General features: G+C 47.2%; 16 protein-coding genes and 1 pseudogene. 6 read left to right on the forward strand and 11 right to left on the reverse strand.

The annotated features are described in order from the left end of the window. The coding region (locus VF684_RS19715) for a hypothetical protein (RefSeq protein ID WP_440174366.1) at positions 1–737 on the forward strand (737 nt) is incomplete at its 5' end. A gap of 324 nt (positions 738–1,061) precedes the next feature. Here VF684_RS19715 and VF684_RS19720 read toward each other — a convergent pair. Continuing rightward, positions 1,062–1,334, reverse strand: a complete 273-nt coding sequence (locus VF684_RS19720; RefSeq protein WP_279624181.1) for a cyclic-phosphate processing receiver domain-containing protein — start codon at positions 1,332–1,334, stop codon at positions 1,062–1,064. A 312-nt stretch (positions 1,335–1,646) separates the two neighbouring features. Between VF684_RS19720 and VF684_RS19725 the strand changes: the two genes are divergently transcribed. From VF684_RS19725 to VF684_RS19735, 3 genes are read left to right on the forward strand one after another with little or no spacing between them, the layout of a single operon-like run. Further along, the gene (locus VF684_RS19725) at positions 1,647–1,847 is read left to right on the forward strand and encodes a type I phosphomannose isomerase catalytic subunit (RefSeq protein ID WP_265094231.1); all 201 of its coding nucleotides are present in this window, start codon (positions 1,647–1,649) and stop codon (positions 1,845–1,847) included. Beyond that, on the forward strand, positions 1,844–2,056 hold the full coding sequence (locus tag VF684_RS19730; RefSeq protein ID WP_265328522.1) for a type I phosphomannose isomerase catalytic subunit: 213 nt from the start codon (positions 1,844–1,846) through the stop codon (positions 2,054–2,056). The genes VF684_RS19725 and VF684_RS19730 overlap by 4 nt, the downstream gene beginning before the upstream one ends. 59 nt (positions 2,057–2,115) lie before the next feature. After that, positions 2,116–3,987 carry a methyl-accepting chemotaxis protein gene (locus VF684_RS19735; protein WP_155601963.1) on the forward strand — a complete coding sequence of 624 codons (1,872 nt, stop codon included), beginning with the start codon at positions 2,116–2,118 and terminating at the stop codon, positions 3,985–3,987. A gap of 141 nt (positions 3,988–4,128) precedes the next feature. Here VF684_RS19735 and VF684_RS19740 read toward each other — a convergent pair. Then, positions 4,129–4,284: pseudogene (locus tag VF684_RS19740) on the reverse strand (IS481 family transposase); the annotation flags it as partial. A gap of 108 nt (positions 4,285–4,392) precedes the next feature. Between VF684_RS19740 and VF684_RS19745 the strand changes: the two are divergent. Beyond that, positions 4,393–5,310, forward strand: a complete 918-nt coding sequence (locus tag VF684_RS19745; RefSeq protein ID WP_279460611.1) for an IS5 family transposase — start codon at positions 4,393–4,395, stop codon at positions 5,308–5,310. 628 nt (positions 5,311–5,938) lie between these two features. Here VF684_RS19745 and VF684_RS19750 read toward each other — a convergent pair. The 5 genes from VF684_RS19750 to VF684_RS19770 all read right to left on the reverse strand — a co-directional run bounded on the left by VF684_RS19750 (position 5,939) and on the right by VF684_RS19770 (position 9,610). Continuing rightward, positions 5,939–7,180 (reverse strand): tyrosine-type recombinase/integrase, encoded by a 1,242-nt coding sequence (locus VF684_RS19750; protein ID WP_103259623.1) that lies wholly within the window; start codon positions 7,178–7,180, stop codon positions 5,939–5,941. Between the two features lie 490 nt (positions 7,181–7,670). Continuing rightward, on the reverse strand, positions 7,671–8,105 hold the full coding sequence (locus VF684_RS19755) for a DUF2787 family protein (protein WP_376899768.1): 435 nt from the start codon (positions 8,103–8,105) through the stop codon (positions 7,671–7,673). Next, positions 8,102–8,728: a hypothetical protein gene (locus VF684_RS19760; RefSeq protein ID WP_376899766.1), complete on the reverse strand. Its 627-nt coding sequence runs from the start codon at positions 8,726–8,728 to the stop codon at positions 8,102–8,104. Before VF684_RS19760 ends, VF684_RS19755 begins: the two co-directional genes overlap by 4 nt. Positions 8,729–8,750: 22 nt before the next feature. Next, a complete protein-coding gene (locus VF684_RS19765; RefSeq protein WP_216989648.1) occupies positions 8,751–9,053 on the reverse strand; it encodes a YkvA family protein in 303 nt (100 codons plus the stop codon). Continuing rightward, positions 9,050–9,610 carry a hypothetical protein gene (locus VF684_RS19770; protein WP_376899764.1) on the reverse strand — a complete coding sequence of 187 codons (561 nt, stop codon included), beginning with the start codon at positions 9,608–9,610 and terminating at the stop codon, positions 9,050–9,052. The genes VF684_RS19765 and VF684_RS19770 overlap by 4 nt, the downstream gene beginning before the upstream one ends. 871 nt (positions 9,611–10,481) lie before the next feature. On the opposite strand from VF684_RS19770, the gene VF684_RS19775 reads away from it, so the two are divergent. Continuing rightward, on the forward strand, positions 10,482–10,964 hold the full coding sequence (locus tag VF684_RS19775; protein WP_376899762.1) for a HEPN domain-containing protein: 483 nt from the start codon (positions 10,482–10,484) through the stop codon (positions 10,962–10,964). Between the two features lie 1,068 nt (positions 10,965–12,032). Here VF684_RS19775 and VF684_RS19780 read toward each other — a convergent pair. The 4 genes from VF684_RS19780 to VF684_RS19795 all read right to left on the reverse strand — a co-directional run bounded on the left by VF684_RS19780 (position 12,033) and on the right by VF684_RS19795 (position 17,004). Further along, positions 12,033–13,712 carry a hypothetical protein gene (locus VF684_RS19780; RefSeq protein WP_376899760.1) on the reverse strand — a complete coding sequence of 560 codons (1,680 nt, stop codon included), beginning with the start codon at positions 13,710–13,712 and terminating at the stop codon, positions 12,033–12,035. Positions 13,713–13,724: 12 nt separating this feature from the next. After that, a complete protein-coding gene (locus VF684_RS19785) occupies positions 13,725–14,384 on the reverse strand; it encodes a hypothetical protein (RefSeq protein WP_376899757.1) in 660 nt (219 codons plus the stop codon). 113 nt (positions 14,385–14,497) lie between these two features. Next, on the reverse strand, positions 14,498–15,379 hold the full coding sequence (locus VF684_RS19790) for a helix-turn-helix transcriptional regulator (RefSeq protein WP_440174367.1): 882 nt from the start codon (positions 15,377–15,379) through the stop codon (positions 14,498–14,500). Between the two features lie 425 nt (positions 15,380–15,804). Next, the gene (locus tag VF684_RS19795; protein ID WP_338454050.1) at positions 15,805–17,004 is read right to left on the reverse strand and encodes a Fic family protein; all 1,200 of its coding nucleotides are present in this window, start codon (positions 17,002–17,004) and stop codon (positions 15,805–15,807) included. Positions 17,005–17,639: the final 635 nt, after the last annotated feature.

The raw sequence follows: 17,639 nt of genomic DNA on the forward strand, positions 1-17,639 counted from the left end.
CTAGTCTTCCCAGAGACACACCAGACGTACTGAAGCAACACATCCTAACAGTATCTTGGTATAAAGTTGTAGAGTGGCTAAGTGATTGTTTACTGTACGTCCGAGCTGGAACGGTCAGAGTATTCATTGAATCCCTAATCAAGTATGTAAACCAATCAATTAATGGCGAATATATCATGGATAACAGCGACGAACTATCTGAAATTATTAAGAAAGATAGTCACACAATAGAATCTGCATTTGTCATTTATAATCAAATTGAAGTTGTGCGCAAACAATTGTATGGAAATCTAATCGAAGATTTAAATGAGAAGCTAACAAACCATAACTTAAAGATTAAAATTTCTGATACTGATACATCAAGTCGCTGGGCTGGCTTTTACATATCATTAGATTCAAGCGACACGCATCATCTTAGCTGGCAATTTGATCGAGCAAATTTTAATGGTTTGTATTTTGGCATATCAGGGATAAGCGAAAAGACAGGTCGAACTGAAAAAATATCAGCTGCCATGTCAGCACTTTTCCCGCACATGCAAGGTAAATCAAATAAATACTGGTCATGGTGGAGCTGGGACCTCGACCCACAGGGGAAAAACCGAATCCCTCATAATTGGGGCAATAACGGCTCTGTGTGGGCAAAGCTCAGTGAGCGTGATGAAGACAGTGTTTTTGTTGCACTATATGAAGTCATCATTACCGTTCACGATAAAATGGATATGAAGCTATTTAGTTAATAAAATTAAGCCATAACTAAACTTAACCTAGTGAGTGCAAAAGGGAATAGCAAAAGACCGCCACTATCCTCCTAACCGGAAGGTATCTAGAAAACAGCAACGATTTTGTTTTAACTCAGCCAGATTGATATCCAATCTGGCTGAGAGCTTATTGATTTTAGAAGCCTTTTACTTTCAGGGGATGGCTTTTAACTGTTGGGCATCATTGCAGATATCAGTTCTTCACTAAGAGCCAGAGGGCTTTATACATAGTGGCATGACTTACTATATCTGGAGTTTAGTTACAGCTCTGGAGTTGTCATGTTGACTTCCCTAAAAAGCTATTTATGGCCATAATGCCCAGTTCCATTTTATTCTTGCGGAGACATTTGCTGAATGAATATGAATTTTGGGAGGGATGAAGTGATTTGTCATTACCTCATTTTCTATCCAGAGAATAACGTCGTATCCGGTTCCTCTATCATCATCACCGAGGTCATGGTCAAGACTAATTTCAGTCACCATCTCTGTTTTTAGCCATGCAATCGCCTCGTCCGGCCAAAATACGCGAACCCACCCTGCCGGAGTTTTTCTTTCATCATCCAGATATAATTTCATGCCATTCTCTCCAGGTTCAGTTCCAATACTTGAGCAATCCCGCGACTGGCCCCATCAACAATCAGCTCACCGGGAAACGGTAGTCTGGATGACAAACCAAGATCGGGATCGATGTAGTAGACACATGCGCCAGGGTTGATGTTTTGTAACAAAGAACTCGCAGGCTCAACAAGCAAACTGGTGTCTCGAAAGCTGTTTCTGAGAAATCAACGGGAAGCCGGTTGCCATCATCTCCGTTCATGATACATTTCTGTATGTTATCTAGTGAACGTATCGGGGTGCTTTATCATGAATCGCTTAACCGCATTACGGATGAAAAAACCTATACAAGGATACCGCTGGGGTAGTGCAGATGCCCTGACTCGGCCGTTTGGGATTAAAAACTCCGAAAGAAAGCCACAGGCTGAACTTTGGATGGGGTCTCATCCTAATGGATGCTCCCTCGTTGAGGTAGATGGCTTGGTAGTTAGACTGTCTGTTCTTATCGCCGGACGTTGGGGGAGCACACCATGAACAGCTTTGGTACCTTACCATTTCTGTTCAAGGTGCTATGTGCTGAGAAGGCCCTTTCCATTCAGGTGCATCCGAGCAAGACACAAGCAGAGGCTGGCTTCATGCGTGAAGAGGATATTGGGTTCTCCAAAGATGCACCCCATCGTAACTATCGCGATGACAACCACAAACCAGAGGCGTTTTCGACCTTATCTTGCCTTGGATGGTGACAAGCCGACATTTGGTGCTTAGGTCGATACATACCATAGAATACAAAGTGAGGTTGTTCATGATAAAGATGTCACTAAAGGATAAAATTCTAATATCGGTTGCTATGGCTTTGTTTGTTAGTGTTGCTGTACTGTCTTGGAGTAGTTACTCAGCGCAAAAAACCATTATTATTGATGATAGTAAAGAGCAAGCAGAACGTTTGGGAGAACAACAAGCAGAACGAATTAGTGATTGGCTTGTAGCTAGAATGGATGTTGTCAAAGCACTATCAACCAAGCTTGATGGCGATATCGTAAAATCTCTACAACAAGCAAAAGACTCTGGTCGGTTCTCTAGTACTTACTTCGGTACTCAAGAAGGTAAAATGTTTAACTATGACCCTACCGAAGATTATAGCAACTACGATCCGAGATCTCGCCCTTGGTATCAAGAAGCGAAAATGAAGAGTGGAGTGATCGTCACAAAGCCTTATATGGACGTTACTGATGACGTCCTAGTTGTTACTATCGCGCAAGCTGTATCAACAGGCGTCGTAGCTGGAGATGTTTCTATAACTGATATGGTTGAAGACATTAAAAAAATGTCGTTGCCAGCTAATGGTTTCGCCATCCTTATGCATAAGGATGGCACAGTCATTGCGTATAAAGACGCATCAAAGATTATGCGGCCTGCCAATGAAATTTCTACGGACTTGACAGTGTCATATCTATCTTCAAAAAGTGATGATAGTCAGATGATTTCAGCCAGATTTGGGAGCGATGGCACAGAGAAACTAGTATGGTCAACCAACGTTCCTAATACTGATTGGGAGTTAGTAATTGTTCTAGATAAAGAGGCCTTAGAGGCTCCTCTTGATGAACTCATCTTGACACAAATGGGTCTATCTCTGGCTGTTATTATTGCTAGTATTTTGGCAATTTCTTGGCTGGTTAAAGTGCTGCTTAGCCCGTTGATCAAGGTTACCCATGCATTGGCGCATATTGCTGACGGAAATGGTGACTTAACTCAGCGTATCAAAATTGATACCCACGATGAGGTCGGGGAACTTGCGAACAGTTTTAACCGCTTTGTAGGAAGTCAGCATAAACTTATTTCTCATATTCGATCCTTGGCTAGCGAGTTAGATTCTGATGCAGAGCAAAGCCTAGCATCGAGTAATACAACGGTCAGCGAGCTCCAGCGTCAACAGCAAGAGGTCACGATGGTAGCCACGGCTGTCACCGAGATGGCCAGTGCAACCCAAGAAATTGCTAATAATGCGGAAAATACAGCTACTGCTGCACACCAGTCAACCAAAGGCAGTGAGGATGGTAAACGATTAGTAAATCAAACTCGTAAATCTATCAATGGTCTTGCACATGAAATTTGTGAAGCAACAGAGGTTATTAGCCAACTGAGTCGACATGCACAAGATATTTCAGGCATTCTTGCAACCATTCAAGGAATTGCAGAGCAAACCAATCTCTTGGCACTGAATGCCGCTATTGAAGCCGCTCGGGCTGGAGAACAGGGGCGAGGTTTTGCTGTTGTTGCAGATGAAGTTCGTGTTTTGTCTAAGCGGACTCAAGACTCAACGCTTGAAATTCATTCAACTATCGATACGTTACAGCAGACGACAGCGAAAGCTGTTGAGCTAATGCAGTGTAGTCAACGGCTTGCTGATAATAGCGTGAGTGATGCGGATTCTGCTGCTCAGGCACTTGAAGAAATAACCCAGGCCGTTAACTTGATTTCTGACATGGCAGGCCAAATTGCCACTGCTGCGGAGGAACAAAGTCAGGTTACAGGGGAGATCACCTTGAACACAACTGCTATTAAGGATGTAACCGATGATATCACTGTGTCGGCATTGCGAGATTTGGAGCAAGCAAAAGCACTAAAGAGTCGAGCTCAAGAATTAAAGGCTGAGGTGGCGACTTTCATCCTGTAGTGGTCTAATGATCCCTGACACCATGTTAGGTGGTACAGTCGCCACCATAATTGAGGTGTTGAATGACAAGATGACATCACTCATGTACTGTCTGTACAGATCTAGTTATCACCAGACACCGGCCTCAAACCGGTGTCTTGTTTAGGCTACTTTCGTGCGAGTGCGCACTTCCTTCGGTATCAATTTCAGACCCTTCTTGAACATGCTGTAGGGCGTTTGTCCTTCCATAATCCTGTCCTGATGTGGCCGCTGGGTGTTGTAGTGTTCCAGTTAGCTATCCAAGTCTATCTGCATTTGCCCCGCGACCCATGTCAAATGGCGTTGTTTCCCAAATCGATGCAGCTTGAATGGAACTAACTGAGGACTTGGTGATCTGATCACCACCATCCCCTTCAAGTCTGCATCATGGGCACGTCGCTTCACCCCATCACCAACTGGCCTAAATACAACAAGTCCTTGATTAACCGTGGTTCACTCACCTTCTGGGTTGATGCCGAGGCCATGAGCAACTGGTTTCACCACGACCATCATGGGCGGCGGGGCCGCAGCCAGCTTTACACTGACCAGACCATCTGTACCTTCCTGATGCTCAAGGGGATTTTCAACCTCACTCTGCGGGCCACTCAGGGACTACTCGACTCCCTGTTCGAGTTGATGAACGTACCGCTTTGTGCCCCCGATTACAGCTGCGTCAGCAAGCGAGCACGCACAGTGACGGTCGCTTATCGACAGCCCCCAAAGGGACGCATTACCGAGTTGGTTATCGACTCAACCGGGCTGAAGGTGTTTGGTGAAGGCGAGTGGAAGGTCAGAAAACACGGCGCTGAGAAACGGCGAATCTGGCGCAAGTTGCATCTGGCGGTAGACCCGGTGACCCACGATATCGTGGCGGCGGAAGTCTCGCTGGAAAATGTCCATGATGCCGAGGTGTTGCCGACCTTGCTCAATCCATTGCGGCGCAAGCTGGGGCGTGTTTATGCGGATGGCGCCTATGACAGCAAAGCCAGCCATCAGCTTATATTGCGTAAAGGGGCAACAGCTTGTATCCCGCCTCGCAAGAATGCGGGGTTATGGGAAAAGGGACATCCGAGAAATGAGGCGGTGCTGGTGATGCGCAAGGAAGGGCTGGCGCACTGGAAGAAGATGTCGGGATATCACCGGCGCTCGCTGGCAGAGACGGCGATGTATCGGTTCAAGCAGTTGATGGCGGGGAAAATCAGTCTGCGTAACTACAATGGCCAAGTGGGGGAAGTCATGGCGTATGTCAGTGCCATAAACAAACTGAACACTCTTGGTCTGCCTGTCAGAAAGCCCCGAGTGTAACGGTCACTTGGGGCTGGGGAAGTTGTGACCTGATGGCTGATTTGGGAAACAACGCCATGTCAAATTGGCATTCGAGAGTCACCACCTACCACCAGGTGTCAATGCCCTAGAGGAGATTGGTATTCCCATTCAGACGTTACACCGACTGTCAGGCTTATTGGCATTTCCAGACCAGGCTGATGTGGATGAGTTGTGCCAGTATCTTCGTAATACTCAGGACGTTTGGAGTAGAACGATTGGTTTCGTGGATCCGTCGTTCATCAGACGGGCGCTCAGTATTGAATGATATCAGTCATGATTTTACTTGAATTAAATCAATGTGAATCGAAGAGCTCATTATCGAGCGGACAATTGAGTCCAACTTAAGGGGCTGGATACGTAAACAATCGAAGCGAAAGCCAAAAACAAAAAATGTGCATGCAAGCCAGGTTTCATAGAAGCCGTCATCAGCGATGGGTTTTGTCATCAGTAGAGGGGGGATTATCAACCGGCGAGAAGCGGTTGAGCGGCTCAGGAAGGCCGGTCAGGGCAGGTTGCCGCTGTTGGTGAGGAGGACGGGCTAACACCGCGCCTCGGGCGGCTAAACGGTGATATCGGTATCTCACCCAGCCGTGAGATACCGACATACCTAGCTGGCCTGAACCCACTCGCCCTCTTCGGGAAGCGGCAGCGGCTTGGATGGTACAGAGCTGGTCAGGGCATCATGGATACAGTTGGCTATTTTCTGACTGGTCTGCTGCATCCGGGTGTTATGCAGGTGAGCATAACGCAGCGATGTCTGACTGCTCCGGTGCCCTAGCTGGGATTGCACATCAAACAAGGTGCCGCCGTTGGAGACAATCAGCGCAGCAACCGAATGACGACAGGTGTGCAAGCAAACCCCCTCTTTATCTATACCGGCCCGCGCCAGCATCCGTTGAAACCCCTTGGTGGGATTTTGCAATGGCTGCCCTTGCCGCTTGCCGGGAAACAGGTAGGGATTTCCCTGTGTCACCGGTAAGTAGTTCAACAGCTCCACCGCCATATGGTTCAGGTGCAACACACGGCTATGGCCGTTCTTGGTGTGGGGAATGTATAGGGTTTTGTCCTCCTTGTTGTAGTGCTGCCATTTGGCCCTTGCCAGCTCGGCCCGGCGCAAGCCGGTGAGCAGCAACATCTTGACGTACTGACCGGTATAGAAACTCTCATGCTGATCAGCGGCCCGGAACAGGCGACGGATTTCATCTGGCGTGAAGTAGCGTTCGCGCCGATTGTTCTCTCGCAGCAATGACACCAAGGCGGCGGGATTGTCTTTGATCAGTCCGGCACGGGCAGCCCAGGTCATGATGGCCTTGAGCAATGCCAAGACGCGATTGCAGGTGGCCGGAGTGAGGCGCTTGAGCAACATCTGTTGCATGTTCTGGATGCGGGTAACGGTGATCTCTTCCGGGATCAGATTGCCGAAGATTGGCCGTAGGTGATTACGGAAGCGATGTTCATCCGTCTTCCAACTGCGATTTCGCGATTGCAGATAGGGGAGATAGTCCTCCTGAAACAAATTGCTCAGGGTCTTCTGGTTGCGTTTGTCCTCCTTGGCCTGTTGCGGATCAACGCCTTCTGCAATCTTGCGTTTGTAGTCGAGCGCCAGCTTGCGAGCCGCGCTGACATCCAATGCGGGATAGTGCCCCAGGGCAATGGCCCGTTTGCGCCCATGTATCTGATAACGCAGCAGGAATTTGCGACGCCCCTCCCCCTTGCCAACCAGACAGCGCAGACCGGTCACGTCAGTATCTGAATACTCCGCTTCGGTACTGCGAGCGTCATCGGGGTTAGGGGGCAGATCGGCAATCCGCCGATTGGTGAATTTAAATCGGGTGGGTGTTTCGTTCATGGTTTGCTCCTCAAAATGTGAGCTGGTTAGACACGGCATAGGCCCCCTTCACAGTGGAAAGGAGGTCCAATCCCCGTCTCTGGCTTGGCGGTTGAAGTGGCCGTTGCTCATCGCGCCTTGGCCTGGCTGGCCCGGCACGATGACAACGCGGGAAAGGTAAGTGAGCAGATGGCCGCCCCGGTCGCTACCCGGTCCGATCCCGTAAAAATGCTACCGAGCCCCGTGTCCGCCCCGTGTGAGCGGAGGGAAACGGGGCTGGTTTTTTCCTTTGAGTGATTGGGCTTTTCCATCTCAACCCCGTAACCCCGCGAAATTTGCGGAAATAATGGGTGAGTTAATGAATTGGTCGGGTTGCCCCGCGCATTCACGGCGAGCCCCGTGCCCGCCCCGCACGAACGGGAGGAAACGGGGCGCGTTTTTCCCTTGGAGAGATTGGGTAAATCGACGCCCACCCCGTAACCCCGTGAAATTTGCGCCGCAACAGGGGGGATCATTCAATTGCTACTGTAATCGCGTAGACACCCAGCGACAGATAGGTGAGGAAATTGCCCTCCCATAATTCATAGAACTCACCCAGCTCAGACAACGGCACCACATGCGTATAGGCAACCAGCCCTTCCTGGCTTGAGAAGTCAAAATCCACCTCCTTGGCCAATTCGGCATAGTCACCCATGCCGACATAGGAAAAGTCCGTCATATAGACCAAGGACCATAGATTTCCTCGGCGCTGCAGACGGATTTCCACCGGATGAAAGCCTCCGGTTTCCGGGCCATAGCTCGGATCACGAAAGTTCATCGTGACAGCGCGGGCTTGCGGCCATGTGGGATGGTGCGTGTTCAGCAGGTCGGTCAGGCATACAGCGAGCCGGAGTGAAACCGGCAGGGGGAGCCCCTGCCAGTTCAGTACTATGTCACGGTTGCTCATTGCTGGGTCTCCTGTCCGGCTACCGCGTCGCCGGTCTCGGATCCCGTTTCGGCCCCGGCCTCATCCATCTTGTCTGACAAACCGGCCTGGTCGTTGGCTGTTTCCAAAAATGAGGGCTCATCGCCTGGTTCGTTACCAATGGCATCCCCCGGTGCGTCTTGCTCCTTTTGCCCCTTGGCTTTTCCCTTGCGAGCCTGTTTATCCATATTGGCCGGTTCATCCAGCTGAGTAGACCAGTCGCTGAGAGAGAGACCGATCCGGTGGAACGGCGAGTTGGGCTCGGCGGCGACCAGCAACTTTTCAGCCCGCAGGATGGCGGCGATGAAACCGTGGTTATTGGCACTGCCTCGAACAAACAGTGCCCTGAGCGCCACCGATTTGAATGGCGCATCCTTGAGGATATCCAGCAGTGCCAGGATGTCATCGAGCGATAACCAGTGCTTGCTGAACAGGCCGCCCGTGTCGTTGGCGGTAATGCGAAGGGCGTAGCGACCTTCATCATTCTTGCCCACGTCATAATGCAGCAACCCACTGGCCCGTGCGCTGATCTTCGGAGCCTTAGCAGATTTAATAACAGTCCAGACCGGAGCAGCAGAGGCTGCCGGTTGTGTGGCTTTAGCCATGATGAAATTCCTTCTGAAGGGATTACTTGAAGAAGTCAGCCGCTTTGCTGCGATGACCTTGATGGATATGACTGCCTAGTGAGGCAATGGCACCGCTGATGACCCCCAGGTCATCGGTGAGCCCCACGCCGGGGATAAAGTCCGGTACGGCATCGACCGGACAGAGCAAATAGGCGAGTGCGCTGACCACGATGGTCTTGACCCACACAGGCGTCTGCTCGTCGGTCATCAACAGGTAGAGCAAGACGGCCTGCTCAACCAGCAGCTTCATGCCCTTGATATGCTTGAGCTTGGCGAGTAGCGAGGAGCGGTTTATCTCGGTCATGCGGTCCACTCCCCATCCCGCTCCCCATCCCAATCTGACGCCAGCGCCAGACTGACCACGCCATCGCAGATATCCAGGACCGGACCCGCGTTCCGGGTGGTGACGTTGAGCAACTTGAACACCGGATGTTCTTTATCGTGCAGCACCACTTGTGTGCCCTCCAGAGCAATCCAGCGCTCCGGTAACGGCAACCAGTAGACGGCCTGCTCGGCGCTGTCCGTGGTGAAGCTGCTGTCACCCATGTCCCAGACCTCTTCAAAGATGCCGTTGTCCAGGTCATGGGTGGCCCGACCGGAGAAGCGAGCTATCGATAGCACCAACTGCCCTATCTGAGTAGAAGGCAGTTGGTGCAAGGTATAGGTATTGGTGTGACTGAAGATGGCAACCAATACCGGCAGACGGGTCATTGGCAACGATTCCGGTACATAACGACCGTGGATGCGGATGGCGTTGACCAGTTGATGATGGCGCAGCAGTGCCCGCGACAGGGTATCCAGATAATCCTGAGTCGCGTTTTTGCCTTCGCCAATGGCATCGAACAATGAAAGTTCAGACATGGATATCTCTCCTTTTAATTTAAATAACCGAAATGGCTATTGGATATCAAAGGATTTATATATATTTTAATTGATAGATAATTCGGTAGTTGGTATACCTTTAAATATTAATCGCATATATTTCACATGAAGTTATTCTCGCGCGTGCGAGAATACATGGGTGAGAATTAATATTTGAGAAAGCCTATTTACTTTCTTGAACTAGAGCCGTAGATTATAACTGACGATGACAACATGAGTACTACATTGATAAGTGAGTGAAGATGTTGTTGAACAGGTATGGGGAAAACACTACTCGTATCTTGAAGGAGATAAATATGATTAAGATATCAAGCCTGTTCATCAACCCAGTCGACGCATATCAAGTCAATGAAATCGTAAGTCGTGATCATCGTGAGAAATTCGATTTGAATTCATTTGAGGAGAGGATTAATCGTGCATTGAGATCTATATTCGGTGCTGAGTTGGATGATGTCCTTATTGGAAACCGATTCTACGCATACAAACTCAAACGGCGGCTGGCAACTCGCAAGGAGAAGGTGAAGTTGGGGCGACTGATTGTGCGCATAATCCCGGAGCTAATCCCTGCCATCAGGAGCTATCCGAAGCGGCACCCTGAAGAGTTAAGAAGCTGTCGGAAATTATTCCAATGCGTAAAAGCGAAGAAACGACTAGCTAAAGTTTCTCTACAGATATCTTGAATAAGTAACCCCTAGAGCTCAACGCTAGGGGTTCAAAACCACTAGAACCAATAGTGGAGGCAGGATGAAATCTCTTTGTGAGCGACCTAGCTTTTTTTATGAATTTTTATTTCTTCGTTTGGATGCGAGAGTTATATTAGTTGATACGTTTTATCTTCGAGTGTTTAAGTATGAAGGTTGGAGTTTTCAGGCGACAAATCAACGTTTCACAAGAGTATTTGGCTCTGGCCCGTTCGGATGAGGTTGCGGCAGAGAAACTATCGCAGGTTGATTGCTACAGACAGGCATGCTATTTCATTATCCAGTCTATGGAAAAGTATATAAGAGCTAAAATATTTAGTTTGGTAAGAGCGGACGTAAAATACTTCAGAGATGAAAATAGAAATCATTCCTTAGATTCTGCAATTGATTTTCTTATTAAAGTCATAAGCTCAGATCCTATAATTCAACAACAAGTATCGAAACAGTTGGCTGAGTATGTGTTGGTTAATACGAAGTATAACCACCTTCATAATAACCTCAGATATCCAGCTTATTTTTCAAAAAGTGATTTATATTATATGCTTGATGTTGGTAGAGATGACTATCAAATGTTATTTGTTCGGCTTTCATCATTAAAGCATTTCCTGAATGATATCAATAAGCTGTCATAGGGGAAAGCGAGAAACACGTTCAACAGTTAAGGCTGTGAGGTGTATAGGGAGCTAGGGGCGATTCATTGCTAAACAGCACAGATCAATTTCATAAAAGAATGACACCAATACATCATTGGTGTCATTCTTCACTAATTTATGGACCTAACCATCAACGGAGTTTGCAGACGACCAACCTGAGCTGACTCTCGTAGAGATAGACCGAAGGGGTGACTGTCGAGGGTCTCCGCCAGCCATGACTATTGCAAGTTGACTAGGCACAGCTGTATCCCCAAGGAACTTCTGCAGCTTCTTCAGTGCGGTATAGTGTTGGAACCCTAGCTCTTGTGCAGCAAGATCAAGTGACTTTGTATGGATTAACCCTGGTTGTGCTTTAGCAATTTGGCGGGCTCTTTTCTTACAAAAATGAGTGTACTGGAGCATATTCATAAGCAATTTCCTTACTTTTTATGTTAGGAACGTCTCCACTCATGCTCGTTCCAGGAAAATGCTAATTTGCAACGGATATACCAAAGGCTTTGCAGTGGACGCAGGACATTTCAGCCCTTGTTCGAATCTGCCTAATTTTCACCCATCTGTCAAGTGACTCTCGTCCATAGCCACAGGCTGGCAGCTTTGTCTCCCTCAGTGCCCAGGAGCCACCCCATCCTGCAAAATCTGTGATCCCCTCAAAAGTCCGTCCTCGTCCTTGTCGTCGGCGTGTGCCTGCTGCATCAGATAGTTGATCCACTGGTCGAAACCACGAGAGGCGTAATGGGGAAGAGAGGTATGCCGAAGGTACTTGCTGACGGTGTTAGGAGACACTGGCATTCTTGGGCGATAGTCCGAATGCTTGCCGACACTCTGAATTGAACTCCAGTGATAGCTCTTGGATCAACAACGTGAAGGCCCAGAGGCGATTGGCAGTGATTCTGGCGCTGATTGCGGCAATGATTGGATGATGTTAACCCCCTAGCCTTGACGGGCTAGGGGGAAAATTGAAAAGCTAGCTTCCAATTTGACTGAGATACAGTCAGTTTTACGTTGGGTTACCGTTGTGCAGGTGAATATATTTTCACTTGCAATGAACTATGCCAAATTATTAGCCATGGTTAAAATTTCATCTCTAGTCTCTTCAGTTCTCAATGATAATATTTCACTGATTCTATTTAGTCGTGCCTCTTCTTTTAAGCCGAACAGATCCATTTTATCTAAGAGATACATAACTAGAGCTGTTAACACAGCAGTTAAAACAGAAGAAATAATGATAGACCATGGCTCTCCAATGCCAACAGAATTTAACCATGATTCAATACCAATACTTGCAAATATTGTTAATGAGCCTGCTGAAAGCTTCAGGATGGCATCGCCCTTCTCTGCCATTGATTTATTTTTGTCTCGCAGGATTGGAATGATGTTCATCAACACTTTGAAGCCTTCTTTAACCATCCTGAAGATACTTTTGAAAATGCCAACAAAGCAATTTACGATACCTTCTAGCAGCATTGAAACAAAGTTCTTAAAAAATGAAAAGACGCCATCTTTAAGCTGGTCTTTTGCTTGTTTCATGATGAAGGCTTTCATTCTTCCAACTCGAATTGATAGCGCGGACTTAAAAGAATTAGCATTAACGCCTTCTTCTATTCCCTTGGCAAAACAGTCTTTCAGTTCATAGTATAGCGGCTTAATCATAAAAATAATCAAATCGCCTACTGACTGATTAGCCGCAGCATTTGATGCATCTATTGTCATTCGTTTTTGAATGTCATGATTGCCTTTTAAGTTGTTAATGACTTTTTTGTTTGTATTTTTATCCATGGCGTCTTGGGCTTGGCCCATCTTATCAACCATGTTTTTCCTAACTTGGAGTTCTTCTTCAGAGAGATGATGTTTGTTTCCCTTGGCATCTTCAACGTAGCCTTTGTCAATTTCATTCTGAATGTCTGACCGAGACTTATCGAACTTTCCAATATTATACCCGCGGTTATTCTCAAAACTGGTTGCGACTAAATTCTCGTCTATATTAACAATGTCTTTAATGTCGTCATCAGTTAGAGATTTATTTTTTTTAAGGTTATTGCATACCTCTGAGCATGGAACAGCGTGATCAATTTCTGTTCTCTGCCCGTATTTATCAACTCCCTTAGCATGAGTCTTGCTTTCATATATTTCTTTATTACCACCATAGCCATCTGATGCTGTCAGTCCGTCATTAAAGTGGCGAGATTTTGCTGCACTCATCTTGGTGCCATCACGCATATTCAACGTAGAGTTGTCTCGAATGATGTTCCCTTTATTGTAAGAGGATTGACTATCAAAGTTGGCTATGTTTGCTCTTTCATTTAGAAGTTCGGTATAACTATCGAGCATTAATCCACTGTTGCTAGGATTGTCATAACTGAATGATTTACACTCACTATAAAGCCGAGATGCAGTAATCCCTTGTTTTGTCCCAATTTTGAACGCTCTCATAGTTCCATCAAATAGACTTAGGAATACTGGCTCCAAAATATGATCCATAGGATCATTTCCATCATCTATAGAATTAATAAGAAAACTAGCTTCTTCCTTTGAAGCTGACGCGTCAAAATTACTAATGCGCTGTGAATACTCTCGAGACATATCAGCAAACGTAAGCGTATCTTCATCAATTTCCCCTACCAGGTGGCGATTGCCTTCCACATTTAAAGGGACTTCGCGCAAATGAGAAATTTCTTTTAATTTCTTAAGTTTTGCGCTTCTGGCTTTAAGTTTGTGTAAATCACTCATATCGCATCCTGATTAAGCAACTAGGCTATTCCAAGCCTCGGTGAACTCATGCTCATGATTGTTTCGCTCATCATCAGCCCAGATGACCATCTCGACAATATTGCTAAAAATAGCGATATACTTAGCTTGGTCTAAGCCATTTTTCTCAATTAGCTTCCATACAGTATTTAAATTAGGTGGATTGTTGTACCACGCCTCTACTCGTGCTTTTGACGCCTCGGATATAAACTCCAATCTACCTAGCCCAGCAACTAAAGTTTCTATTTCTTCACGCTCTTCATCACAAATATTGTGGTCGGCATTAGCGGCGCAAATCCCAACGGCAAATGCTGTTACCAAGAAATTTTCACGATCTTCAATTGTACGTAGAGTATTTGCTATCTCGTCACGCAGTTTTTCTAATTTAATAGCGTTACGCGCGTCGGCTTCTTGCTCACCTTTTTGTTTCGCTTGTCTTGCCTTTCTTTCTTCTTCCTCTTTTTCTCTTCTACCCATTACAGCGCCTGCGGTTGCACCAGCTGCACCTGCACCAGCAGCCAAAGCACCAGCTCCAGCCAGAGAGCTAGCTAGTGATGCAGCCCCCAGAAGAGAGCCACCACCTGTAAATGGGGCTGCAGCTATAGCACCTACGCCGATCACTGCACCACCAATCACCTTTGTCCAGAATCCCATATTTAATACCTCTCTGTCGTTAAAATTTAAGCTAATGAAAATGCACATGGAGTTTTTTAAATGTCTTAATTCCGTGATTTAAATTCTTAAATATATTATCAACCCCCTGATTTTTAGTTTTTATCCATATAGGATTTTATGTTAGCTAATAGTTGATGATGCCAACTGGTTGGATTAACAATAGACACATGTGGCATCCAATATTGAACTAGTGGAAACAGTTGTTTATGTGTTCCCACTTTGCACGATATCAATAAACCACCATCATCAAGATTTTTTATGATCTCTTGGTGTGGGAATAATATACGACGAGAAAAATAATACGACGCATGTTTTGATACATTAAGAATAACTTCTATTTTCTCTTGACTAAACCAAATACCGTCTTCTTTCTGTACCTGCTCAACGATGGAATCTTCGGGGGTAAATCCTTTATCTAACTTTTTAAAAATTTCGATCTTGGATATGTTAAAAGATTTTAGGTCGTTCCCTTCTATTCCAGCAAGATACCAGATGCCCTTGCTATTAATTATTTTGTATGGCTTGACGATTCGAGTTTTTTGATTGTAGTCAAACTGGCATTCATGATGGCTGCTTATTGACGAGTCAATTTTTCTCATCAATTCCTTGCTGTCGATGTTGTCTTCGTAATGCATCCCTTTAACCAAGTAGCTCCCACCAGTCATGGTGTCCAAAAGTGCAAGAAGAAATCGAGGATCATTGTTAGGGAATAGATTTTTAACACCAGCAATACTTGCAAACTGTTGCAAGTCATTTGGGCTCAGCTTCCCTTTGTATTGGGTTGCAAGTCTATAGGACCCATTGGGGTTCACATCAAGTATGGGACCTAGTCTTCCCAAATCGCGGTAGATGGTTCTGGTTGTAACATTGAACTCTTCCGCTAGTTGCTCCTTAGTCAGGACAGCCCCCTGATAGAGGTGTATCAGTATCCTGGCTAGTCGATCTGCCAACAATTCGTGTTTGGTTATCGTCATTGTCTAATCCGTCATCCTGAACATATTAGACTGGTGATTGGGTTCAAACTACTCTGCACGACGTGCTGGATCAATGCAATGCGCCAATGCAGAAATTTGTTAACCAAGTCAAACAGTTATCACTCTTGATGCTTGAATTCTAGTATGAGGGTTTGTCAGGTTGTGTCACGAGGGAGAAGTTGCGGTGAATTATTTTACTGAAGCAACGATCTGATCCAGACGCAGAATCGTTTCTCCCCGATAAATCTGCGCCGAGTAGCCGGCATTTCTGCTTGTTAAATTTCAAAATAATATCAAGTACTTATGTCCTGATAGGCTGCCGTCCAGCCTCCTTGAGGAACATGCCTGCCAGCTTCACCACGGATCTCCTGTTACTCCGCCAGGCTCGGAGAATCTTCGGTTTAGAACATGCACATTGACAAAAATCACCATCCTGATGCTGTCATTTTGAGCTGATAACGAGTATTTCTGCCGCCTCCAGGCATTTTTTCAAGGCATCCTTTCTCTAACAAGTCGACCAGATGGCGGGTCGCGGTGGCTTTACTGACCTTGGCCACCTTCTGATATTGGCTGGCGCTGATGCCCTGCAAAAAGCCGTTCTCGCCGCCGTCCAGCATCCTGTTCAACACCTTGATCTGCTCGGCACTCAGCGGCTCGCTGCCGTGTTGATGCCAGAAACGGCTCTTGGCCAAGGTGCGGGTGAGCGCTTGTTGGGCCTGCTCCAACGTGGCATTGAGCGTATCTAAAAACCAGATCAGCCAGGCTGTGATATCCAGTCCGCCTTTCTGGGTTAGTTCCAGAACACGATAGTAATCGGCTCGCTGTTCGAGGATCGCCACCGACATGGCATACAGGCGGATGCTCTGGCTGTCGGCCTGAGAGAGCGCCAGATCGGTGAGGGCACGGGTGATGCGGCCATTACCATCATCAAACGGGTGCAAGGTGACAAACCACAGGTGGCAGATGGCGGCGCGCAGCAGTGGATCCTGGCTGGGGTCGTTCAGGCTGGCATTGAACCAGTCGATAAAGCAGGCGAGTGCCTGCTCCAGAGCCTGGCGTGGTGGGGCCTCGAAATGCACAGTGGGCCGATCCAGTCGCCCGGATACCACCTGCATCGGCTCTTCACCGCGTAGCTGACCCACCCGCACACGCTGTAATGTCCAGTCGTCGGCGGGAAACAGCCAGTAATGCCATTGCAACAGGCGCTCCAGCGTTAGCGGCTGATGCCGATTGTCGATGGCATCGAGCATCATGGCAGCCAGGCCTTCGGAACGATCCGAGATGGGGTAGGGCTGTTCTTCGGATACGCCGAGACGACGGGCCAGCGATGAGCGCACCGATTGGGCATTGAGCCGTTCATCTTCAATGGCCGATGAGGCGAGGATATTCGCCAGCAGGGTATCGAGCGCCTGGGCTTGCTGCGTTTGCGTAGAACCGTGAACGGAATGGGTGCCGAGGAGGATTCCCAGATTGCGTTGCGCCGTGCGCAGCCGTGGCTGTAGCGGTTCATCTTGCCAGCAAAAGTGTGGCCAGCCCTCATGCTGCCAGATCCAATCTTCAGTCATCTGCTTGCCCATCCCCTTATTGTTACAGGTCACGTCACAGATGAGCCGAATCGAATGCATGTTCGGCTCAGTATGTGAGCCAAATATGATGCATATTTGGCTCACATGGTGAGCCGATAATAACGGGGATTCGGCTCACGACACAACGGGTATCACGCAAGAGTTGGCTGGGAGGGAACGCGTTGTTCGTAGGAAGTGGGGGTCATTGCAGGGGAGGGGGCATGCGTATCTTGCTATCTGACATTGGATTCTTATGGGGCCTAATTTTTGGGGGTATATAGAATTACTTCAAGTACTTAAGCAAAAGGCTGCATTGAATTCTCGTATGAGGCACAATAAGCTGCGACATTAATTGTCGGACATCATTTAATGTATCTGCTTGATCGCGTAGATTTTTCTCAATGGTAAGGCGATTAGGTATTTGGATAAGCAGGCCCCTGCTTCTGCAGAAACACACTCGCAATATTCGCAACAAAAGAAACGATTTTTCGATTGCTTTTCTTGGATCTATTGCAGTTGATATGACCTGCAGTAAGTGTCTGTGCAATACAAAAATAAGACTAGCTCCGATGAGATTGCCGATGCACCGGAATCCATTATGGAATCGTCTCTCCGCGTCATACACCGAGCGCTGCTCGCTGGCTTTCGGTGATTTGGTGGGCTGACAAGAAAGCTAGCTATTCAGGTAACCATAA

The organism is Aeromonas sp. Lyrl_2 (assembly GCF_051948815.1).
GTDB classification, from domain to species: domain Bacteria; phylum Pseudomonadota; class Gammaproteobacteria; order Enterobacterales; family Aeromonadaceae; genus Aeromonas; species Aeromonas veronii.